Source organism: Pseudomonas sp. ICMP 561 (genome assembly GCF_002699985.1).
GTDB classification, from domain to species: Bacteria; Pseudomonadota; Gammaproteobacteria; order Pseudomonadales; family Pseudomonadaceae; genus Aquipseudomonas; species Aquipseudomonas quasicaspiana.
In genome coordinates, this window is record NZ_LKBT01000019.1 from 1 (window position 1) to 23,230 (window position 23,230).

At 58.0% G+C, this 23,230-nt stretch carries 18 protein-coding genes; 4 read left to right on the forward strand and 14 right to left on the reverse strand.

The window, feature by feature from the left end; translation table 11 throughout:
- Positions 1–300: 300 nt before the first annotated feature.
- The 11 genes from AO242_RS15365 to AO242_RS15415 all read right to left on the reverse strand — a co-directional run bounded on the left by AO242_RS15365 (position 301) and on the right by AO242_RS15415 (position 14,907).
- Positions 301–1,386: an ABC transporter ATP-binding protein gene (locus AO242_RS15365; RefSeq protein ID WP_099269402.1), complete on the reverse strand. Its 1,086-nt coding sequence runs from the start codon at positions 1,384–1,386 to the stop codon at positions 301–303.
- A 130-nt stretch (positions 1,387–1,516) separates the two neighbouring features.
- Positions 1,517–2,977 (reverse strand): NAD-dependent succinate-semialdehyde dehydrogenase, encoded by a 1,461-nt coding sequence (locus tag AO242_RS15370; RefSeq protein WP_099269403.1) that lies wholly within the window; start codon positions 2,975–2,977, stop codon positions 1,517–1,519.
- Positions 2,978–3,203: 226 nt separating this feature from the next.
- Positions 3,204–4,001: an ABC transporter permease gene (locus AO242_RS15375; RefSeq protein WP_099269404.1), complete on the reverse strand. Its 798-nt coding sequence runs from the start codon at positions 3,999–4,001 to the stop codon at positions 3,204–3,206.
- On the reverse strand, positions 4,002–4,931 hold the full coding sequence (locus AO242_RS15380; RefSeq protein WP_099269405.1) for an ABC transporter permease: 930 nt from the start codon (positions 4,929–4,931) through the stop codon (positions 4,002–4,004).
- Between the two features lie 1,041 nt (positions 4,932–5,972).
- Entirely contained in the window at positions 5,973–7,025 is a 1,053-nt protein-coding gene (locus AO242_RS15385) for an ABC transporter substrate-binding protein (RefSeq protein ID WP_027900148.1), read from the reverse strand.
- 378 nt (positions 7,026–7,403) lie between these two features.
- Positions 7,404–8,192: an ABC transporter ATP-binding protein gene (locus AO242_RS15390; RefSeq protein ID WP_099269406.1), complete on the reverse strand. Its 789-nt coding sequence runs from the start codon at positions 8,190–8,192 to the stop codon at positions 7,404–7,406.
- Positions 8,189–9,274: a FecCD family ABC transporter permease gene (locus AO242_RS15395; protein WP_099269407.1), complete on the reverse strand. Its 1,086-nt coding sequence runs from the start codon at positions 9,272–9,274 to the stop codon at positions 8,189–8,191. The genes AO242_RS15390 and AO242_RS15395 overlap by 4 nt, the downstream gene beginning before the upstream one ends.
- Before the next feature lie 9 nt (positions 9,275–9,283).
- A complete protein-coding gene (locus tag AO242_RS15400; protein ID WP_099269408.1) occupies positions 9,284–10,429 on the reverse strand; it encodes an ABC transporter substrate-binding protein in 1,146 nt (381 codons plus the stop codon).
- A gap of 319 nt (positions 10,430–10,748) precedes the next feature.
- On the reverse strand, positions 10,749–12,545 hold the full coding sequence (locus AO242_RS15405; RefSeq protein ID WP_099269409.1) for a methyl-accepting chemotaxis protein: 1,797 nt from the start codon (positions 12,543–12,545) through the stop codon (positions 10,749–10,751).
- A 142-nt stretch (positions 12,546–12,687) separates the two neighbouring features.
- Positions 12,688–14,382 (reverse strand): sensor domain-containing diguanylate cyclase, encoded by a 1,695-nt coding sequence (locus AO242_RS15410; RefSeq protein WP_099269410.1) that lies wholly within the window; start codon positions 14,380–14,382, stop codon positions 12,688–12,690.
- 69 nt (positions 14,383–14,451) lie between these two features.
- Positions 14,452–14,907 carry an NUDIX hydrolase gene (locus AO242_RS15415; protein ID WP_099269411.1) on the reverse strand — a complete coding sequence of 152 codons (456 nt, stop codon included), beginning with the start codon at positions 14,905–14,907 and terminating at the stop codon, positions 14,452–14,454.
- A gap of 479 nt (positions 14,908–15,386) precedes the next feature.
- Between AO242_RS15415 and AO242_RS15420 the strand changes: the two genes are divergently transcribed.
- The 4 genes from AO242_RS15420 to AO242_RS15435 all read left to right on the forward strand — a co-directional run bounded on the left by AO242_RS15420 (position 15,387) and on the right by AO242_RS15435 (position 19,695).
- On the forward strand, positions 15,387–15,950 hold the full coding sequence (locus AO242_RS15420) for a TRAP transporter small permease (protein ID WP_099269412.1): 564 nt from the start codon (positions 15,387–15,389) through the stop codon (positions 15,948–15,950).
- The gene (locus AO242_RS15425; RefSeq protein WP_099269413.1) at positions 15,947–17,227 is read left to right on the forward strand and encodes a TRAP transporter large permease subunit; all 1,281 of its coding nucleotides are present in this window, start codon (positions 15,947–15,949) and stop codon (positions 17,225–17,227) included. The genes AO242_RS15420 and AO242_RS15425 overlap by 4 nt, the downstream gene beginning before the upstream one ends.
- A gap of 51 nt (positions 17,228–17,278) precedes the next feature.
- Positions 17,279–18,304 carry a TRAP transporter substrate-binding protein gene (locus AO242_RS15430; RefSeq protein ID WP_099269414.1) on the forward strand — a complete coding sequence of 342 codons (1,026 nt, stop codon included), beginning with the start codon at positions 17,279–17,281 and terminating at the stop codon, positions 18,302–18,304.
- Between the two features lie 137 nt (positions 18,305–18,441).
- Positions 18,442–19,695, forward strand: a complete 1,254-nt coding sequence (locus AO242_RS15435; RefSeq protein ID WP_099269415.1) for an OprD family porin — start codon at positions 18,442–18,444, stop codon at positions 19,693–19,695.
- A 1,020-nt stretch (positions 19,696–20,715) separates the two neighbouring features.
- Here AO242_RS15435 and AO242_RS15440 read toward each other — a convergent pair.
- From AO242_RS15440 to AO242_RS15450, 3 genes are read right to left on the reverse strand one after another with little or no spacing between them, the layout of a single operon-like run.
- Positions 20,716–21,519: a hypothetical protein gene (locus tag AO242_RS15440; protein WP_373562226.1), complete on the reverse strand. Its 804-nt coding sequence runs from the start codon at positions 21,517–21,519 to the stop codon at positions 20,716–20,718.
- Positions 21,520–21,575: 56 nt separating this feature from the next.
- Complete coding sequence (locus AO242_RS15445) at positions 21,576–22,568, reverse strand: alginate O-acetyltransferase AlgX-related protein (protein ID WP_099269416.1); 993 nt, start codon at positions 22,566–22,568, stop codon at positions 21,576–21,578.
- An 8-nt stretch (positions 22,569–22,576) separates the two neighbouring features.
- Positions 22,577–23,230, reverse strand: coding sequence for an alginate O-acetyltransferase AlgF (locus tag AO242_RS15450; RefSeq protein WP_099269417.1), 654 nt, complete (start codon positions 23,228–23,230; stop codon positions 22,577–22,579).

Here is a 23,230-nt window from a genome sequence, read left to right on the forward strand (position 1 = left end):
CGCCCCGGTGTCCCTGACACCACGCTGTCGCGCAGCAAACACGGACCCTGTAGGAGTGAGCTTGCTCGCGATTCGGCCTGTCAGTCGATGAATATATCGCCTCTACTGGAGCTATCGCGAGCAAGCTCACTCCTACAGTAAAAAGCATTCCAAATCAGATAGTTATATTTTGTTTGATAGNGCTTGCTCGCGATAAGGCTGGATGCAGTTCACTTTAAACCGCGACGTTCTTATCGCGAGCAAGCTCTGCTCCCACAGGGGAATAGCATTTGAAATGGGTAGATGTTTTTGGTTGATCAGTCAAACCACTGCCCGCGGCACAACAATGGTGTCTTCCGGGTGCAAGCGCATCAGCAGCGGAGAGCCAATGGGCGGCAGGCTAAGGTTACCTTCGTGATGGCTTGGCTGACGCAGGCTGACGGTCGGGCCGCCTTCCAGATCGACGAATACCTTGAGGCTTTCACCCTGGAACACGATGTCCGAAACCCGTCCGCGCAGATGATTCCACTCGGGGCCTGAACTGTCGTTGTCCAGCAACAGCTTTTCCGACTGTAACGCGAGGAACACATCCCCCGACGGCGGGATTGGACGGGTTGTACGTAGCGCCGTCGCGCCCAGGTTCAGGCCGCTTTCACTGCGTTGCAACGGAATCAGCGTGCTTTCGCCAATGAAGCTGGCGACGAAGTCATCGGATGGATGATCGTGCAAGCGACGCGGCGTATCGACTTGTACCAACTGGCCGCCACGCATGATCGCGATACGGTCGCTCATGGTCAGTGCTTCACGCTGGTCGTGGGTGACGTAAATCATTGTTGCGCCGAGGCGTTTGTGCAGGGCGCGCAGCTCAATCTGCATGGTTTCGCGCAGTTGTTTATCGAGCGCGGAAAGAGGTTCGTCCATCAGGATCAATTTGGGTTCGAAGACAATCGCCCGGGCCAGTGCCACCCGTTGTCGCTGGCCGCCGGAAAGCGCTGCGATGGAGCGGTTTTCGTAGCCGCTCAATTCAACCGTTGCCAGCGCCTGTTTCACGCGGCCGAGGCTTTTGGCGGCGCTCTCACCTCTGGCGCGCAGAGGGAAAGCAACGTTTTCGCCCACCGTCATGTGCGGGAACAGCGCGTAGTTCTGAAAGACCACACCGATTTCGCGTTTGTGCGGTGGCATCAGCGTGACGTCGCGCTCGCCAAACAGGATGTTGCCGGAGCTGACCCGGATAAAGCCGCCCAGAATGCTTAGCAATGTGGTTTTGCCCGACCCGGAAGGGCCTAGCAGGGACATGAATTCTCCCGCTTCCACCTTGAGGTTCACGTTGTTTAGCGCCTTCAAACTGCCGTAGTCCTTGCAAACCTGATTGACGCTGACTGATTCAAAACCTTCGGTGAAATTCATGAAGCGTCCTCCTGTGCAGAGCGGGTGTCTGCATCCATCTGAACACAGGCGCTGGCCGTGTTCGTGCCGTTTTGAGCCGCCGGGAAGACAGGATCTGCTGCCCGGCGGTATCCGTGTCCAATGCTGGCCGTCAGTCCAGACCGCCGATATGCCAGGCCTTCACTTCGAGGAATTCGTCCAGGCCGTACTTCGAGCCTTCACGGCCGGTGCCTGACTGCTTCATGCCGCCAAAGGGGGCGACTTCCATGGAAATGATCCCGGTATTCAGACCCACCATGCCGAACTCCAGTCGCTCACCTACGCGCCAGGCACGACGCATGTCCTGAGTGAAGTAATACGCACCGAGGCCATACGGCGTCGCGTTGGCCAGCGCCAACGCCTCGGCCTCGTCCTTGAAACGGAACAGCGGCGCAACAGGGCCGAACGTTTCTTCGCTGGCCAGCAGCATGTCGGCTTTGGCGTCGCGCAACACGGTGGGCTGGACGTAAAGGCCATTTCCCTGAGGCGCGCCGCCAATGACTACGCTGGCACCTTTTTCTAGCGCATCGCCGATATGGCGGGCTACTTTGTCGACGGCGGCGGCATTGATCAGCGGGCCAATCGTGACGCCGGTTTCCAGGCCGTCACCGACTTTAAGATTGGCGACTGCAGCACTCAGGCGCTCGGCAAAACGGTCATAAATACCGTCCTGAACCAGAATCCGGTTGGCGCAGACGCAGGTTTGCCCGGCGTTGCGGAATTTGCTTTGCATGACCCCGGCAATGGCCAGGTCCAGGTCAGCGTCGTCGAAGACGATAAATGGCGCATTGCCGCCCAGCTCCAGGCTCAGACGTTTGATGGTGCTTGCACACTGACTCATCAACAATTGGCCGACCCGGGTCGAGCCTGTGAATGACAGCTTGCGTACTGCCGGATTGCTGGTCATTTCACCACCGACCCCGGCAGGCAAACCGGTCAACACGTTGAACACGCCGGCCGGGATTCCGGCGCGCTCTGCCAGCACCGCCAGCGCCAGGGCTGACAGAGGCGTCATCTCCGAAGGCTTGACCAATACCGAGCAGCCGGCCGCAAGAGCCGGTGCGCATTTGCGGGTGATCATCGCGTTGGGGAAGTTCCACGGGGTGATCGCCGCGACGACACCGATCGGTTGTTTGAGTACGATGATCCGTCGATCAGCGACGGGTGAAGGAATGGTGTCGCCGTAGATCCGGCGGGCTTCTTCAGCGAACCATTTGACGAAGCTGGCGCCATAGGCGATTTCGCCACGTGACTCAGCGAGGGGCTTGCCTTGCTCGGCGGTCATGATCAGCGCCAGGTCTTCCTGGTTGTCCATGATCAGCTTGAACCAGACTTCAAGAAAACGCGCTCGCTCGGCCGCCGGGACTTCGCGCCAGGACACGAAGCGGGCTTCGGCTGCTTCGATGGCACGGCGGGTTTCAGCGGCTTGCAGGGCTGGCACACGAGCGATAACACTGCCATCGGCGGGGTTGGTCACGTCCAGCGTCGCGCCGTCATCGGCACTGATCCACTCGCCATTGACGTAGGCGCGCTCAACGAGAAGGGAAGGGTCACGCAGGGTATTTTTCAACATGATCAGGGTGCCTTGAGGGTCCGAACGATGGACTTATTTTAAGAATGTCTGCCCGGTGGCCGATGCCGAGATGGCCTCTGGAGCGGGTGGTAGATGCTGAATTTGCGCTGCTGGCGGCAGATTTTGCTATTCACCATTACCCTTGTAGGAGCTGCCGAAGGCTGCGAGGCGGTGTGTCAGACAAATTGCCTTCGCAGCCTTCGGCAGCTCCTACAAGATGGTGTTGTCAGCTCGGTTTATTGCGCCCTGCGATCACCACCAACAACAGCGACGCCAGAATCAGGATCGAGCTGATCGCCGCGATCGTCGGGTCGATTTCATCGCGCAGGGCGGTGAACATCCGTTTGGTCAGGGTCTGGTTGTCGCCGCCGGAAATGAACAGCGCCACCACGGTTTCATCCAGCGAAGTGATGAAGGCAAACAGCGTGGCCGAGACCAGGCTTGGCTTGATTTGCGGCAGTGTTACGGCCATGAACGCCCGGAAGCGGTTCATGCCCAGGCTGCGGGCGACCATCTCCTGTGACATGTCGAAATTACGCAAACCGGCCAGCAGGGCGATGATCACGTAGGGCAATGCCAGCATGATGTGCGCCAGAATCAGTCCGGTCATGGTGCTGATCAGGCCCACCCTGGCGTAGACAAAAAACACCCCGGCGGCGATCAGGATGATCGGCACCATCATCGGCAGCAGCAAAATGATTTGCAGGGTGCGCACCACCTTCAGGCTGGAGCTGTTGATGGCGTAAGCCGCAGCCATGCCGATGGGCAGGCTGACCAGCGTGGTCACGGCCGCGGTGATCAGGCTGACCCGTGCTGCCGACATCCATTCAGCACTCTCAAAGAACGCCGCATACCAGCGCAGCGACCACTCCTTGGGCGGGAATTGCAGGAAGCGTGCTTCCGAGAACGACATCGGCACCACGATCAGAACCGGCAGGATCAGGTAGAGCAGAATGGCGGCTACCAACACGGTGAAAAGCAAATGGGAGACGCGGAGCTGACGCAGATAGGCAACCAGTTTCATTTAGCGCGCTCCCAGAATGCGTTCGATAGGGATGAACTTGTTGATACCCCAGAAAATCAGGAACACCACCAACAGCAGCACCAGACCGACCGCACTTGCGGCGCCCCAGGCGTGATAAAGCTCAACGTTGCGCTGGACCAGCATCGATACCAGGATTGTGCGACCACCACCCAGCAGTTCAGGGGTGATAAAGAAGCCCAGGCAGATGACAAAGACCAGAATTGACCCTGCCATGATTCCGGGAGCGGCCATCGGCAGGAACACCCGGCGGAAGGTGTAAAAGGGTTTGGCCCCCAGGCTTTCCGAGGCTTGCATAAGGTCCTGCGGGATTTTTTTCATCACTGAATACAGCGGTAGAACCATGAACGGCAGCATGACGTGCAAGGTGCCGATCACCGTGCCGGTGGTGTTGTGCATCAGGTTCAGCGGTTGATTGATGATGCCCATGTCAATCAACGTCTGGTTGACCAGCCCACGGCGTTGCAGCAGGACCAGCCAGGCGTAGGAGCGCACCAGTACGCTGGTCCAGAACGGGATAATCACGCAGATCAGAATCAGGTTCGCCCAGAAGCCATGCAGGCGCGACGCGGCATAGGCGATGGGGAAGCCGAGGAAAATCGACAGCACGGTGACGATGAGGCTGATCTTGAAAGTCAGGACAAAGGTGTCCCAATAAATTCGCTCTTCGAAAATGCGGACATAGTTGGCCAGGGAGAAGCCTTCTTCGGTCTGCACCGACTGAAATGCCAGCCAGCACATCGGCAGGATCAGCAGCACCACCACCATGACCAGCGCCGGGGTGAGCAGCAACATCATCGATGTGTTTTCCTTGCGCTCTTCGCGGGCAAGGGCATCGCTATTGGTCAGCGGCGGTTGCTGCTTGTGATTGTCGGATTCGGGCAGGGACTTGGCGAGATAAGCATTGGACATGTTTGTCTCCCGTCACTGGATCTGGCTGAAGCGCTGGAAGGCGCTCTGCTTGAGTGTTGGCATATGAACGACTCCCGAAAAGTGGGGGCAGATGCTGAAAGCGAGTGTGTTGCTGTTCCGGTCGCTCTGCGGGACCGTGCAATTTCCAATGTACCCATATGTCGCCAACGGAAGCCGCTGAAATGCCCTGCGCCAAAGTGCTTTATTGCGTAATGAGGTGGGTAGACGGCATGTCCTGCGTTGAGGCTTCTGGCACGGTATCCAGCCCCACCGCCGTGTCAGGTAGGAGGCAACTTGTTGGCGAGAGGGCTTGATGCGGTGAGTCAGTGCTGCCGCCTCGCGAACAAGTTCGCTCCTACCGGGATAGGCGTTCAGTTGTTGCTTCTTCTGCATAAACGACAACCAGCGTTCTTCGGCCTTGATGCCGTCTGCCGACGTCCATATTTCAGGTAGGAGGCAACTTGTTGGCGAGAGGGCTGATGCGGTGAGTCAGTGCTGCCGCCTCGCGAACAAGTTAGCTCCTACCGGGATAGGCGTTCAGTTGTTACTTCTTCTGCACAAACGACAGCCAGCGTTCTTCGGCCTTGATGCCGTCTGCCGACATCCATATTTCAGGTAGGAGGCAACTTGTTGGCGAGAGGGCTGATGCGGTGAGTCAGTGCTGCCGCCTCGCGAACAAGTTCGCTCCTACCGGGAGAGACGTTCAGTTGTTGCTTCTTCTGCATAAACGACAACCAGGTTTTTAGGCCTTGGTGCCGACGCCCATTTGGCGGCGATGTCAGGTAGGAGGCAACTTGTTGGCGAGAGGGCTGATGCGGTGAGTCAGTGCTGCCGCCTCGCGAACAAGTTCGCTCCTACCGGGATAGGCGTTCAGTTGTTACTTCTTCTGCACAAACGACAGCCAGCGTTCTTCGGCCTTGGTGCTGTCTACCGACGTCCTTATTTCAGGTAGGAGGCAACTTGTTGGCGAGAGGGCTTGATGCGGTGAGTCAGTGCTGCCGCCTCGCGAACAAGTTCGCTCCTACCGGGATAGGCGTTCAGTTACTTCTTCTGCACAAACGACAGCCAGCGTTCTTCTGCCTTGATGCCGTCTGCCGATGCCCACCATTTGGCCGACAGCAATGCTTGGCGAGAGATGTTTTCTGGCGCTGAAGGCAGCTTGGCAGCACGTTCGGCCGGAATCGTGCCGGTCTTGAACGCTTCCGGATTCAGCGGGCCGTAATCGATGATCATCGGCAGCGCGGCCTGCAGTTTTGCGTCGATGGCTTCGTTGACGAATTTCATGGCCGCGACTTTGTGTGGCGAGCCTTTGAGCACGCAAAGGGAATTGGTTTCCAGCACGCCCTGGTTGTAATCGAAGGCGACCGGTGCGCCGTCGGCCTGCACCGCTGTAATGCGGCCGTTCCACGCCTGAATCATGTCCACTTCGCCGTCGCTGATCAGTTGTGCTGACTGGCCGCCCGATGTCCACCAGGTCGCGATGTGCGGTTTGATTTCTTCCAGTTTCTTGAAGGCGCGTTCTACATCCAGCGGGTAGAGCTTGTCGGGGGCTACGCCGTCAGCCAGCAGGGCGATTTCCAGGGTTGGACGCGGCAGGTTGCGCAATGAACGCTGACCCGGGAATTTCTTCGTGTCCCAGAAATCCGCCCAGGTCTTCGGCGCCTTGTCGTCTTTGAATGCATCGGTGCGGTAAGCCAGCACGGTGGAGTAGCTGATGTAGCCAACGCTGTAATCATCCTTGAGGTCCGCAGGCAATTGCGCTGCGTTGGGGATCAGCGCCAGGTCGAGCTTTTCGAACAAGCCTTCCTGCTGGCCGCGAACGCAGTCGCCGGTGGGCAGGTCCACCACATCCCAGGTGACTTTGCCGCTTTCGACCTGGGTCTTGATGATGGGGTAGGCTTTGGGCGAACTGTCCTGTTTCAGCGTAAGGCCGAGTTTCTTCGCGGCAGGCTCGAGGATCGCCTTGCTTTGCGCTTCCTGATAAGCGCCGCCTTGGGACACAAATGTGATGTCTTCAGCAAACGCCATATTGGCGCAGCCGGTAAGGATTGCCAGACTCGCCAGTTTGAAGCTGCGGATACTCGATGCTGTCATATGAAGGTCTCCCCGATGGTTGGCAGATTTCTTGAGCGAACTGGAGATTTTTGCTGTCGGTCGCTCTGCGGGACCGTGCCTTAATTTACTGGCATGTCGGGAAATGAAGCGGGCACAAATGCGCGGCGCAGAAGCGCTTTATTGCGAAAAGGGGAGGAGGGACGGCATGTCGTGCGCTTGAGGGGCTTGACCATACAGCCCCAAAGGTTGGCCCCGTCTTTGTAGGCGAGGCCTTGGTGTCCATAGCACCGCGGTATCTTGCTGCAGACATTGGACCTGTAGGAGTGAGCTTGCTCGCGATAGCGGTCGATCAGTTACAGAACATTTGACTGGCAAGACCGCTATCGCGAGCAAGCTCACTCCTACAAAAGTGGTGTGTCAGACTGCCGCTTTAAGCACCGACACCGGATAAATCGCGGTGAAAGCCCCGTCGTCGACGCTGATCGCCCGGCAGTCCACGCCATACACATGGGCAAGGTTTTCCGGGGTCAATGTGCTGCGCGTCGGGCCGCTGCAGTGAACGTGGCCGTGATGCAGCATCAACGTGTCATCGGCGTAGCGGCTGGCCAGATTCATGTCGTGGAAGATCGCCAGAGTGACGATGTTTTCCTTGCGGGTATAAGCGCTGACCGCGTCGAGAATCTGCAATTGATTGGCCAGGTCCAGCGCGGAAGTGGGTTCGTCGAGCAGCAACAGGCGCGGGCTGCGGACCAAAGCCAGTGCCAGGGAAATCATCTGCCGCTCGCCCCCGGACAACTGCCCCGGCTGGCATTCGGCAAAACGCTGCAAACCCAGTAGCTCAAGCATTTCACTGGCTTTGCGCTGCGCATCCTTGCCGGTTGCCCAACCGCGTGCGCTGCCGTGCTGAGCGAGCAGCAGCAGTTCATAGGTGGAAAGACGTACGTCCAGATGCGCCAGATCCTGAGCCACGTAGCCAATCAGTTTGGCGCGTACCGCTGCAGATGACCCCAGCAGGTCGATGCCGTCGATGGTGGCCGAACCTTGCGCTTTGGTCAGCCCGCACAGGCCTTTCATGAACGTTGATTTGCCCGCGCCGTTGGCACCCAGCAGCGCCAGGGTACGGCCTGCTTCGGCTTTCACCGCCAGCCCGTCGAGGATGGTGCGGCCGTGGATCGTGACGCGATAGTCAGCAGTGGAGAAGCTCATCGGGAAGTCAGTCTCCGGTCGCGCAGGATAAGAATGATGAAGAATGGCAAGCCGATCAGTGAAGTCACCATGCCGATGGGCAGCACTGCGCCCGGCACGATCAACTTGCTGGCCAGCGAAGCGAGGGTGACGAAGATGATGCCGCAGGCAATGGTCACACCGATGGTGAAGCGTTGATCTTCGCCCACCAGCAAGCGCGCAACGTGGGGTGCAACCAGACCGACAAAGCCGATGATGCCGACTACGGAGGTCACCGCACCGGCCAGCAACGCAGCCAGCATCAGCATCACAGTCCGAATACGTCGCACCGGAATACCAAACACCACCGCCTGTTCACCAAAACTGCGCAGTGCGGTCAGCGCCCAGGCCTGAACCAGCACCACCGGAATGGCAATTGCCGCGATAATCGCGCACAGCGTGACCTTGTTCCAGGTCGCGTGCAGCAGCGAACCCATGAGCCAGAACACGATGCTTTGCAGTTGATCGACGCTGGCCACGTATTGCACCAGACCCAGCAACGAACTGAACACGAAGTGCACGGCGATCCCCAGCAGGGTAATCGCTTGCAGGCCTACATGGCCGCGGGTCAGCAGCAGAATGATGCCCACGGTCAGCAACGAGAACAGAAAGGCGTTGCCGGTGACCAACAGGTCGGCACCGAACCCCGGCAGGGCATTGCCGAGGGAAAAGTTGAAAGCCAATGCCAGCGATGCGCCAAAGCCCGCCGCCGAGGAAATCCCCAACGTAAAGGGTTCGGCCAACGGGTTGTCGAGTACCGTCTGCATCATCAGCCCGGCCAGCGCCAGACAGGTGCCCGCAAGCACCGCCATGAGCGTCATGGGCATGCGCAGCTCCCAGAGGATCACACGGGTGCTGGCGTCGACGCTGTCAGGCTGCAACAGTCCGCTCATGGCCTGACCGAACGTCAGCGTCCCTGAACCGACGATCAGGTCGGCAATGAAAGCCACCACTGCGATCACTAGCAGGCTGATCAGCAACACCGTGCGCTTCCACACGGTGTGGGTGTAGCGGGTCTGGTAGCTGCTGGTGTCAGATGAAGCGTTACCGATAGAGGTCGTCATGGTTGCGGGTCATTTACCGGTAGCAGGTGCAGGGGCGTACAGAATCGCAGGAACTGCCTTGATACCGGTCAGGGCGAACAGCGCCTTGAGGCTGGCGTCGGCATCCAGTTGTCTGGCACTGTCCGGATAGAACGCCTGACTGAGGTTTTCCACTGCCAGAATGTTCCAGCTGCTGGCGTAGAACTGATGGTAGACACCGTAAACACGACCGTTCTGGCTGGCCTTGAGTTGAGCGAAGCCCGGACGTTGCTCCAGCAACTTCAACTGACGCTGGATGGCGTCGAGTTTGACGCTGTCACCGAAGCCAAATGGTGGCGAGACGGAGGTATTGCCCGGGAACTGGGTGCCCGTCATGACGTACACGTCCGGCTGTTTTCCCAATACGGTCTCCAGCGTGACATCGCCCGTCGCGCCTGGCAGCAGTTGCGAACCGAGGTTCACGCCACCTGCCGCTTGAACAAGCTTGCCCCAGTACACATCGCCGTGGGTAAAGCAGCAGGCCGATGCGCCGCCCTGGCCAGCTTTGGCTTCGACGAATACCAAGGGTTTCTTGTTGTGTTCCTGAGTGATGGCTTCGACTTTAGCCAGTCGGGATTTGTAGAAATCGATATAGGCCTTGGCTTCTTCTTCGCGGTTCAGCACCTGACCGAGCAGGGCTACGGTTTTCTGGCTGTTGACCACCGGCTCCAGATCGCTGTCGACGAACAGCACCGGGATTTTCAGCGCGGCCAGTTTCTGCGCCACACCGGCGTTTTCCAGCGAAGCGCGGGCGCGGGTCTGGAATACCAGCAGGTCCGGGCGAGCGGCCACGACGGCTTCGAGGTTGAGATCACCGTCGTCACCGAACTTCATGTCGGTGGCTTGGTTGGCGGTTTTTGGCCACTGGTTTTCGAAGACTTTCCAGGTGTTGGGATCGGAACGCTTGATGATGTTGTTCCACGCCACAACGCGCTGGAACGGATCGGCTCGGTCGAGCAGGGCCAGGGTGAACAGGTCGCGGCCGTCCTGCAAAACGATGCGTTTGGGTTCGGCGGGGATTTCAACCTGACGGTTGGCAACGTCGGTGACTGTGACTGGATAGGTGGTTGCGAAGGCCAGGGTCTGACCGGCTAGCAGCAGGCTGACGCCGACTGCGAGATGTGTGAACAGGCGCATTGAATTACCCATACCGAGAGATGAGGACGAATCGGCCGCAGGCAGCACGACATATCCGCCGTAAAAAAGTGCGCACAGGGTAACGGAATTGTTCTCATTCGTCAGTTTTTAGCATTTACACCGGGCAAGGTGCCTCTGACAATTTGAGATGTCATTGTGAGAACCGAGATTGGCCTGGGCGGCTGCCACGGAGGTCATGCGTTCCCGTAGGACCGGCTTTAGCCGGGAGAGCTTGGGTATGATCGCAAAATTTTCTTCGGCAGAAACTCCGCCCTCCCGGCTAAAGCCGGTCCTACGGGGTAGTTGCCGGGTAAGCCGGTCACTCCGCCAACAACACCGCCGCATCAAAGCCCATCCGCAGGTTGCCCCAGTGGCGGCCGTCGAAGAAGAAGGGCACGTCGATCTCGGTCATGATTTCGCCGGTGTCGCGCAGGTAGGTCTGAAGCAGGAAACGTTGGGTGTTGCCCGCCGCGCGCAGCCCGATCGGGTCGGAGAACATGCGTTTGTTGCGGCACACCGGCAGGTCGATGGCGCGGTCACCGGTCGGTGGTTTGGATACCCAGCTGTTGTTCACCGGGCAGTAACCCTTGGTGTCGACGATGAACGACACCTTGCCGCCTTTGGTGCCCTTGGTCAGCTTGTCGCACTCTTCCTGGCAGACCTGGGCGAAGCGTTCGGTGTAGCTGGTCAGGTACTGCTTGGGATCTGTGCCGGGGATCAGCTTGTAGCTTTGATCAAACAGGTTAAGCCCGCTGCGGTGCAATTCTGCCAGTCGTTCCTGCAGGATGTCCCGGCACTGGCTGGCGCGGGTAATGGCGGCATCCAGCGCGCCATGGCCCAGCACAAACTTGCCGAGCATGGTTTGCACACGTTCGGCAACGCCCGACAGATCACGGGTTGCCGTGGCCGAGTGCTGCATGCGTTGGTCAATGGACTGACTGTCGGCGTAAATCTGCGTTACCCGGTCGTTGATCCCGGTGTTACTTTCCGCGAACTGCAGGATGTGCTCGGCGATATCAGCAAGCTTGCCATTGGTGGATTCGAAGTCGCCGATCATGCTCTCGAAATGGCCCGAAGCGCGTTCAACGACTTTCTGGGTTTCCCGAGCGCTATCACTGATCTGCGTGGTTTGCTCGTGGGTAGAACTCACCTCTTTGAGCATGGCGTCGATGTTCTGCGAAATATCGTCAGTGGCCTTGCTGACGTTCTGCGCCAGGGTGCGGACCTCATCGGCGACCACCGCAAAGCCCCGGCCACTTTCCCCGGCGCGGGCTGCTTCGATGGCCGCATTGAGCGCCAGCAGATTGGTTTGCGAGGAAATCTGCTGGATCAGGCCCACGATGGACTTGATACTCGTCGAGCGCTGATTGAGCGCCGACACCAGAGTGCCGAATTCATTGAGGCTGCTGGATATTTCGCTGATGTTGCCGGTGACTTCCAGCAGTTCGGCGTAGGAGTCGCGGGCCATGCTCAGGTTCTGCGCGGTGGTGCTGGAGATGCCCTGGGTCTGCTGGGAAACCTCCTGGATATTGCCTACCGCCATGTTGCTCTGATCCATCACTTCCTTGGCAAAGCGTGCCTGATGGGTGGCGCTGTCGCTGGAGTCGCTGATGTTTTTCAGCGAGCGTGCCGATTCAACGGCGATGTGAACGGTCAGGGCCTGAACGTTGCTGATAATTTCCCGCTGCTTGCCCAGGAAACGGTTGCAGGTGCTGGCCAGCACGCGAATCTCGTCGTGGGTCAGCAGGGGCAGGTCTTTGGACAGATCGCCTTCACCGTTGGCGATCTCTGCAAGGGCATTGGTCATGTGCGTGACCGGGCGCACGATCAGGTGGCGAAAATACCAGACCATGAAACTGACCATGAACAGCGTAAACAGCGTGCTGAACAGGATGGCGTTGCTGAGCCCGTTCAGGCTGCCTTCAATCTGGCCGACTAGTGCAGCGTCCAGTTGTGCGCCGCGTAACTGCTGAACGATGTCTGCACGAATGCTCAAGGCAATCCAGTACAGCAATCCACTGACCGCAACCAGCAGAAAAAGGCTGGAGAGCTTTTTCGTCAGAGAATCGAAAAACTGCATTTCGATGGACTCATACAAGGCCTTGAACATCCCCATGCCGCTGCTCCTCGGAAAACTTATTAATTATTCTTTAATGGGTAATCTTCGACCGCTGAGGCCAAAGCTTTAACCTGAACGGTCGTAGGCAGCTGTAAACAGAAGCGAACCCGCCAGATTGTCAGCGATCTGACGGATATTTTTATAGGTCCAAGGTGGCGTTGCTCGCCACTCTGTTCCGGCCTGAGGCCTTGGCATAATAAAGTTGCTGATCGGCCCGCTTGATCAGCGCAGTTGTATTGGCATCTGCGGTATCGGCCAGGCCAATACCGATGCTCACGGTCACTTGCCCGACCAGGTCGAAGGTTGCATCGGCAACGGCCTTGCGAATTCTTTCTGCAACAACTTCCGGACTTTCCGCGCCTTCCGGCTCTGGCAGCAATACGGCGAACTCTTCACCGCCGTAACGGGCCACGAAGTCGGTGGCGCGGGTGTTTTCCTGAATGATCTGAGCCAGTTGATGCAGCACGTCGTCACCGGTGGCATGGCCGTAGGTGTCATTGACGTTTTTGAAGTGATCCGCGTCGATGAACAGCAGGGCGAAGGGGCGGCCGCTGCGTTCAAACAGCTGGTTGCATTCGGCAAGCTTTTCGTCAAAGCGGCGACGGTTGTAAACACCGGTCAAGGCGTCATGTGTCGCCATTTTCAACAGGTCGGCATTGGCCTGGGTGAGGGCAGCGGTGCGCTGCTCGACGGTGGCCTCAAGAGAGGCGTTGGTGTCTCGCAGTTCGCGTTCCTTGGTCAGCAGCGATTCGGTCATGCTCTGAATGGACTGGCCCAGTTGGGCGATCTCCCGGACCGAATGCGTTTGAGGGAAGTCAGCGCCGGGCTGTTTGGCCTCGACCTGTTTGGCAGCCTTGGCCAATTGCTCGATAGGGCGGCTCATGTGCTGCGCCAGGTAGTAAGCGACCAGGCCAAATGCCAGCGCGGCGACCACACCCAGTATCAACAGTTTATAAAACAGGATCCGTGCGGGCTGCAGCGCGGTATCAAGAGGCTGGCGAACCACGATGAACCAGGCCAGATTGGCGGACGGTGGCGTCGGGACCTTCAACACGCTGGACAGATAGTCGGCATTTTCTGTCCATTCTGGGGTGCCGGCTGGCTTCTCGCTGGTAGAAAGTCGCTGCGTTGCCAGCAACTCGGGTCGCTTTTGGCCGATCATCTGTTGTGGATACAGCACCACGCCATCGCCATTGACGATCAGCACTTCAAAATCAGCGGTCGCGCCTTCACGCAGAATGGCCGATTCGACAATTCGGGTCATCCAGCTCCAGTGCACGTGAGCGCTCAGCACGCCAACCACGGTGCCGTCTGCGGTGCGGATCGGCGCAGCAAAATCGATGAAACGCAGCAGTTCGCCACTGGCATTGGCGGGCAACAGCTTGGCGAGCAGTACCGCTTCATGAGGGTCGCCGGTATACGGTCCTTGCAATCCTGCCTTGAACCATGGGCGTTCCAGCACGGACTGGTTGACCAGCAGGCCATGCACCGCCTGCCGAACGTTGCCTTTGATGTCAGCGACACCCATCCAGGCGTACTCGGAGTGAGACTGGGTGCGCAACTCCATCGACGGCAGAATGTCCGGGTCATCCAGGTTGCCACGTACCAGATGTGGCTCCCGGCTCAGTAGGAATATCTCAAGCTGACGCTCGCGTAACTGAGTGCCCAGCATCATTGCCGCTGACTTGGCGGTGCTCAGCAGCGAACTGCCACTGGCTTGTTTGATTTGCTCGGTGGCGATATGGCCGACATAGAAACCCACGCTCAGCAGAGCGAGCAGCGACAACCCGGCGAACCAGAGTGTCAGGTGGCTGCGCAGGCTGGCTATTATCATGGGTGATATCTGGCTATGTGGAATCACGGCATGTTATGCGCAAGTCGTGCCAGCCGCCAGTGGCGTTTTTTAGTTACGTGCTGATGGTTCGGGGCCGTCACCAGAGCGGCTCGACAGATATTCCCTGAGCCGATGCTGAAAGTGCGTTATAGCGACGTTATTCGCCAGGAAAGCCTCTATGGTCGTGACAGCCCAGCGCTGGCCTTCGTTGCCGAAACGTATGTTGGTGAATGTTCCCGACGGAACCTGTGCCACGAAGAACCAGGTATCGAGGCCGCCCAGCCCCTGGCCCGGGTAAACCCGAGTCCAGACGATATGTTCAGGGGCAATGGTCAGCCCAAACTCCTCCTCGGTTTCACGCAGTGCGCACGCCAGCGGCGTTTCTTCGCCCTCGCGTCCACCACCGGGGAGGTCCCAGAGGCCAGGCCACGGAATAGAAGTTTTGTCATCGCGCAGGTAGCTCAATATCAAGCCTTCGCAAAGCAAGGCGATTTTTGCGCCGGAGAATGGCGGATGCTTGGGCATGTCTTGGGGCCTGGTGTGCGACTTCAGGGCGGACAAGCCGCTTTTAGTCGGATAAATAATCGATAATCGCACGCTTTTGTATTTCGTGAATCGTGCTACTGCGGCTATTTTGATCCGATTTTTCGAAGGAAATGTCTTCGCATAGGTTGTTTTTCGAGGAATTTCAAGAATATTCGATGCGCAGCTTTTCGGATTAAGGGTCGATAATCAACGTTTTTGGATATTGACCGAATTAACCGGTTAGTACATTTTCCATGTCATAAACCTTTGCCATCAGAGCGAAGGGACAATAAAAACAATGGAGCCACCCTCATGCGACCGCAATTGCTTGTTCTCGATCCCCCTCTCTGTGCTCGACTGTTATCCCCAAAGGTAATGGCTCGCGGCGTTTGCGCGTGCGCACCTCAGACCGGTTCAGCCCGGTAACAGCGACGCCGGGTTAATCGCGTCAGGTTCAGCGTTTCCGCGAGGCAATAATAATGAAAAGAATAGTCGACCTGTATTTCAAGCTGCTCAAGTTGCTCATCGTGCTCTGCATGATTGGCATGCTCGTGCTGGTTTTCGGCAACGTGGTGCTCCGTTACGCGTTCAACTCAGGTATCAGCGTCTCAGAAGAACTGTCGCGCTGGCTGTTCGTCTGGATGATCTTTCTTGGTTCGCTGGTAGCGCTTAAAGAACGTGCGCATATGGGCTTCGACAGTCTGGTACGTCGTTTGCCAGCGGGTGGCAAGCGTTTCTGTCTGGTGATCGGCCATGTGCTGATGCTCTACATCTGCTGGCTGATTTTCAGCGGAAGCTGGCAACAAGCGGTTATCAATCTGGATGTGGTCGCGCCCGCGTCGGGTCTGTCCATGGCTTTGTTCTACGCGGCCGGGCTGGTCTTCGGTGCCTGTGCTGCGGTCATTCTGTTGTATGACTTGTACCTGGTGTTGAGCGGCAAGCTGGCGGACGACGAGTTGGTGATGGTCACTGACAGCGATGCCGCCGAGGAGATCAAGCATATCCATACCCCGTCATCGACCACCGAGAGAACTCACCCATGACTCTGGTTATTTTTCTCGGTTCGCTGATCGCCACCATGGCGCTGGGCATTCCAATTGCTTTCGCCTTGTTGCTGGTGAGCGTGGCGTTGATGGTGCAGCTTGATCTGTTCGATGCGCAGATCATTGCGCAGAACCTGCTCAACGGTGCCGACAGTTTCCCGTTGATGGCCGTGCCGTTTTTCATGCTGGCTGGCGAAATCATGAACGCGGGCGGCCTGTCCAAACGCATCGTCAACATTGCCATGGCATTGGTGGGGCACAAGCGCGGTGGTTTGGGTTACGTGGCTATTCTGGCCTCGTGCCTGCTGGCCTCGCTGTCGGGTTCTGCCGTGGCCGATGCCGCTGCGCTCGCCGCACTGCTGGTGCCGATGATGGTGCGGGCCGGGCACAACCGGGCTCACTCGGCGGGCTTGATCGCAGCGGGGGGGATTATCGCCCCGGTCATCCCGCCAAGCATTGGGTTCATCGTGTTTGGTGTGGCGTCCGGCGTCTCGATTTCCAAGCTGTTTCTGGCCGGGATCGTCCCGGGGATTATGCTCGGCGCTTCGCTTGCAGTGGCCTGGTGGTACGTCTCTCGCAAGGAAAATGTCCAGCCGCCTCCCAAGCAGAGTGCTGCGCAAGTCATGCGCGTGTTGATCGAAGGCCTGTGGGCGCTGGGCTTGCCGCTAATCATCGTTTTCGGTCTGAAGTTCGGCATTTTCACGCCTACTGAGGCCGCAGTTGTCGCAGCGGTGTACTCGCTGTTTGTGGCATTGGTCATTTACAAGGAGTTGAAGATCAACCAACTGTACGACCTGATTCTTTCATCCGCGAAAACCACGTCGGTGGTGATGCTCCTGGTCGCTGCAGCCATGGTCTCCGGTTGGCTGGTAACGATCGCCGAGTTGCCTGAGCAACTGGCTGGCGTGCTTGAGCCGTTCATGGACAATCAGACGATTCTCCTGGTCGTGATCATGCTGCTGGTGATTGTGGTTGGCACCGCCATGGACATGACTCCGACGATTCTGCTGCTGACTCCCGTGTTGATGCCCGCGGTGGTCATGGCCGGTATCGATCCGGTGTATTTCGGCGTGCTGTTCATGATCAATTGCGCCATCGGCCTGATCACGCCGCCGGTGGGCACGGTGCTGAACGTGGTGTGCGGCGTGTCCAGAATCAGCATGGATGAAATCATCCGCGGTGTCTGGCCGTTCATGCTGGCGCAGTTTGTGGTCCTGTTTCTGCTGGTGTTGTTCCCTTCGCTGGTGCTTGTACCGCTGAAGTTTTTCACCGGCTGATGTCGGTGGGCATTTCCGTAACTCGACTCTAAAAACAATATGGAGAGTGACATGCAAAAACTGATGAAAACCCTGCTGGCAGGTGCCTGCGCCACAGGCCTTCTACTGGGCAGCATGGCCAGCCACGCGGCGGAAATTCGCGAGCGAACCCTGCGTTTCGCGTTCCAGAATGTGCAGGAGCATCCTCAGGGGCAGGCCGCACAGAAGTTCGCCGAACTGCTGGCCAAAAGCAGTGGCGGCAAGATCAAGGTCAAACTGTTTCCGGGTGGCACGCTGGGTGGCGACGTCGTCACCGTTTCCGCGTTGCAAGGTGGCACCCTGGACCTGACCGTACTCAACTCCGGCATCCTTGCGGCTCAAGCGCCGGACTTTGCCATGCTGGACTTCCCGTTCCTGTTCAACAACGTCGAAGAGGCTCATGCCGTTATCGACGGCCCGGTTGGACAGAAGCTTGCCGCACAACTGGACAGCAAAGGGCTGGTCAGCCTGGGTTATTGGGATCTGGGGTTCCGTAACGTGACCAACAGCAAGCACCCGATCAACAAACTGGAAGACATGCAGGGCCTGAAAATCCGCGTGATCCAGTCGCCGATCTATCTGGACACCTTCAATGCGCTGGGAGCCAACCCGGTGGCAATGGCATTCCCTGAGGTCTATACCGGCCTGGAGCAGGGCGTAATCGACGGCCAGGAAAACCCGCTCACGGTGATTCAGGGCAGCAAGTTCTACGAGGTGCAGAAGTACATTTCAACCACCGGTCACATCTTCAATCCACAGTCTTTCATCATTGGCCAGAAGACCTGGAACAAGCTTAATGATGATGAGAAAAAGCTGGTTAAAGAGGCCGCTGTAGAGGCTCAGAAGTATCAGCGAGAAGTCACCGCGAGCAGTATGGCGAGTGCACGTGGTTATCTTGAACAGCAGAAAAACGTTGCCGTGAACGATATTTCTGCCGAAGAGAAAGACCGTTTCCGCGAACGCGTTCAGCCTGTGATCAAGAAGTACTCGGAAAAACTGGATGGCAGTCTGGTGAAGCTGATGTACGACGAAATCGCCAAGGTGCGTGCCGGGCAGTAAGCCTTTACGACCAGCGCCAGTCGCTAAGCCGTCCTGGAATGCCTTGACGGCTGGCAGATAACTTTTCATCGGCGATGCGAGCCTTTTCAAGGGCGCGCATGGCTGTGCTCGTCCAAATGAAAGTGGGGATAACAAAAATGGCTAAATTAAATACCCTTGCAGCAAGCGTTCTTGGCTTCAGCACCACCGCACTGGGCCTTTCGCTGATTGCGCCGGGGGCGGCAACGGCTGCCGGTTTTGTCGAAGACGCCAAGGTCAATCTGGGCCTGCGCAATTTCTATATCAATCGCAACTTCGTCGATCCGTCCAACCCGCAGAGCAAGGCGGAGGAATGGACTCAGAGTTTCATTCTGGATGCGAAGTCCGGCTTCACCCAAGGCGTGGTGGGTTTTGGTGTTGATGTGCTGGGCATGTGGTCGGTGAAGCTGGACGGCGGTGGCGGTACTTACGGCACTGCTTTGTTGCCACGCCACAGCGACGGACGTCCGGCGGATGACTTCGGTCGATTGGCGGTGGCGGGCAAGGCGCGTATTTCCAAAACCGAGTTGAAGGTGGGGGAGTGGATGCCGGTATTGCCGATCCTGCGTTCCGATGACGGTCGCTCGTTGCCCCAGACCTTTCAGGGCGCGCAGATTACCTCCAATGAAATCGACGGCCTGACCCTGTATGGCGGCCAGTTTCAGGGCAATAGCCCGCGTAACGATGCCAGCATGGAAGACATGAACTTCGGTGGCGGCGTGTCTGACCGGTTCAACTTCGTCGGCGGTGAATACAAGTTCAACCAGAACCGCACCATGGTCGGCCTGTGGGGAGCGGAACTCAAAGACGTTTACAACCAGCAGTATCTGCAACTGGTTCACAGCCAGCCGCTGGGTGACTGGACGCTGGGCGCGAATCTGGGCTTCTTCAAAGGCGGGGAGGACGGGCGAGAGCTGGCCGGTAAGCTGGATAACAAGACGTACTCGGGGCTGTTCTCGGCCAAGTATGGAGCTCATGTGTTCTACGTGGGTTTGCAGAAAGTCAGTGGCGACACGTGGATGCGGGTTAACGGCACCAGTGGCGGTACCCTGGCCAACGACAGCTATAACGCCAGCTTCGACAACGCGGAGGAACGTTCATGGCAACTGCGTCACGATTATGATTTCGCCGCGCTGGGCGTCCCGGGTCTGACCCTGATGAACCGCTACATCAGCGGTGACAACGTCAGAACATCGGCCACCAACGATGGCAAGGAGTGGGCACGGGAAACCGAACTGGCCTACACCATCCAGAGCGGTGTGCTGAAAAAGCTCAACCTGAAGTGGCGCAACTCCACCATGCGTCGTGATTTCAGCAACAACGAGTTCGATGAAAACCGCCTGATCATCAACTACCCGTTGTCGATTTTGTAAGGCTAAAAATGTCAGGTTGGAATGCCATTCCCTTGCAGGAGCGGGCGGACGGCATTCCCACTTGCCCACGATAAACGATAACGTGGTCTGTCTTGAAACTACAACACATGCATCGCGGGCAAGCCTCGCTCCCACATGAAATTGCGCTATTCCGTAGGACCGGCTTTAGCCGGGAGGGCGTCGGGACATTCACCAATCTTTTTCGTCAGAAATACCCCCCTCCCGGCTAAAGCCGGTCCTACGGGATTGCAGGTGAACATAGAATCTCCCACAGGGTTCTGCGTCTTGCCTGGGTTACCGGTAGGAGCGAATTCATTCGCGAAGAGGCCAGTACAGACGCCGCCCATGTTTGGTCTGAAACACCGCCTTCCCGAATGAATTCGGTCCTACCGGGTTCTGCGTCTTGCCTGGGCTACCGGTAGGAGCGAATTCATTCGCGAAGAGGCCAGTACAGACGCCGCCTGTGTTTTGCCTGAAACACCGCCTCCCGAATGAATTCGGTCCTACCGGGTTCTGCGTCTTGCCTGGGTTACCGGTAGGAGCGAATTCATTCGCGAAGAGGCCAGTACAGACGCCGCCTGTGTTTGGCCTGAAACACCGCCTTCCCGAATGAATTCGGTCCCACCGGTTTTGCATCTGGCCTGAGTTATCGGTAGGAGCGAATTCATTCGCGAAGAGGCCAGTACAGACGCCGCCTATGTTTGCCCTGAAACACCGCCTCCCGAATGAATTCGGTCCTACCGGGTTCTGCGTCTTGCCTGGGCTACCGGTAGGAGCGAATTCATTCGCGAAGGGGCCGGTACAGACGCAGCCTGTGTTTGACCTGAAACACCGCCTCCCGAATGAATTCGGTCCCACCGGTTTTGCATCTGGCCTGGGTTACCGGTAGGAGCGAATTCATTCGCGAAGAGGCCGGTACAGACGCCGCCTATGTTTGGCCTGAAACACCGCCTTCCCGAATGAATTCGGTCCTACCGGGTTCTGCGTCTGGCTCAAGAGGCGGTTGTGCACCCGCCAGCCTTACTTCAACAGCTGTTTCACCAACTCCGGTGTCACGTAATGCGGGCCGTCGAACAGGTACAGCGGGTAGCCGTCATACGCTTCCAGTTGCGGTTTCAGCTCTTCGGCAGTGGCGGAGCGGAAACCGCCGCCGTATTGCGGTCTAAACGCTTCGGCAATGATTCTGACGCGATCCTTGCCCAGTCGGTCGCGCATGGCATCGGCGTAAGTGCGAGCCACCGGAGCGGTGCGGGCATAGACGCCGACGCCGTCCTGAAAGAACACACCAATGTCATCCGGCAACCATTGCTTGAGCCAGTCAGCGGTAGCAGCAGGGCCGATATTGGCACCGTCGTAAACACTGATCCAGAGTGGTCTAGGCAGCTTGGCCAGCAAGGCGGGCAGGTCTTTGGCCTTGGTCCAGCTTGGATCGACTTCAGCCGGGAAGTAATAACCCGTGACATGCAACGGCAAAGACAGCCTGGCAATGCTCTCCGAAAGTTTCGCCAATTGCTCGACGTTGTCCCGAGAGCGATTTTCGCTGAAATACCCGGCCAGACCGATGATGACGTCTTTGGCCCAAGGCTCTTTGCCGATGCGTGCCCAGTCCGGCATCACCGGTACGGCAGGCAGGCCGGTACCGGGAATGAACGCTTGATCATCGACCACCGTCCACTGCACCAGCAGTTCCCGCGCGCCGAGTTTGTGCCAGTCTCCCTTGATGCCAACCGTGGCATTGTCCGGTTGCCAGACCATCCCGACGATGCCGGGTTTCAATGGTTTTACTGCGTTGGTAATCAACATGGCGATCCCTGTCCCTATCATGGCTGCAAGCAGCAGAGCGGTCAGAGTCGCACGGTTAAGGGGCCTTCCCAAAATCCTCAAGGGAGTGCCTGCTTGATGCGCTGATGCCACTGGCTCAACGACACTACGCCTTTGGCGTTCCAGTTGGCTGACGCATCAGGGCCTTGATGGAACTGCCCCTCGTTGAATTGCCAGACGATGACTTGAGGTTTGTGCTGGGCAAAATCCGGGGATTGCAGATATTGCAGCAGGGTAGCCCAAGGGCCGACATCACCCGGGTTCCAGGTCAGCGTGACGGGACGATCCAGCGCGTTGGACAGCTTCTGAGTGAAGCCCAGATAAGGCTGCACAAAGCTGTTGCCGATAACCTGCACAGGCGCTGGAGCATCATCGATCAGCAGGTCTTTTTCCACCTGATGCCGCACGGTGTAAATGTCGCGGCCAATGGCTTTACGTTTGATGGCTGGCAGGAAGTTACTTGCCAGGTCACCAAAGGCGCGTTTGTCGAACCACTCACCCAACACTGCGCCGCCACCAGGTTCGCCTTGCAGCTTATAGCGCTGGTTTATGAGCCGGGCCGTCGCATCAGCGGTGTTTTCGGCGCTCCAGGCGGTCCAGTGATAGTCGGCCCGGTAGAACGCAGTGTGATCACCTTGTTCGGTCTGTTGCAGAATCGGCTTGATGTTCAGCGTGGTCAGGCCCGCTTTGCTCATCGCGCCTTGCAGCTGATCGTAGCGCTGGGCAACGGCCGGGCTCAGTGGCTGGTCAGCCGGCAGGCGTTGCGCATAAAACGGCGCTTTCATCGGCACCACCAACACAACCAGAGCGATCTTGTTGCGCTCCAGTTGTTGTTGCAGGTCCTTGATCAAGGCGATGCTGCGAGTCGTACCGGCATTGTCGACCTTGGTCAGGCTTTCCCATGCCGGAAATAACCAGCCGTCCTTGCCGGTGATCACTGCCGAGGCTGCCTGTGCGGGCTGGCTGGAAACGCCCAGCAGCATCGCGGCGAACATGGCCGATAACGGCAGACGACGAGAGGGGCGGGCGTTCGTCACGGCTACTGCTTTCATAAGCTTGATCATGGCGCAGTCTGATCGACGAGGCCCACCAGACGCGGGGTCTGACCAGAGCCGATCAGGAACAGGCTGTAGCGATCACCGGCCTTGAACGGTTCAAGTTTGAACGGCAGGCTGGCGCTCTGACCACAACTGGCAATCAGGGTCGCCTGCACCGGATTGATGGTGCGCTGCGCCTGACCTTTCAACGGCAATTGGCTGAATACACTCGAGCCGTTGGCCAGTTTGATGTCGGCCTTGTCACAGCCATTGCTCAGGTTGTAAATGTTCAGCTCGGCGCGCAAATCCTTGCCACGCACGGGCGGATCAATCACCACGCGCGGCGCAGCAGCAGGGTTGCTGTCGAGGATCAGGGTGACAAAAGCATTGGCCGGAGCCTTGAGGTCTTTTATCTCCCGACCATTCACCGTCAGGCGCAAAGGCTGACGGCCATCGACTACCTGAAACGGGCTTGCCAGCGCTGACTGGGCAGACAGATTGAAGCTCGTGCCCTGATCAATGCGGACCTGCATCGTGGAGTCGGTTGGATTGACCACCCGAACCCAGGCCGAGCCTTCCGGTAATTTGGATTCGTACAACTGAGCAATTTCAGATGCGGCGTGGGCTGTTGTGGCGGCCAGGCTCAAGCCCAGCCACACGCAGATTCGAGGGTACAT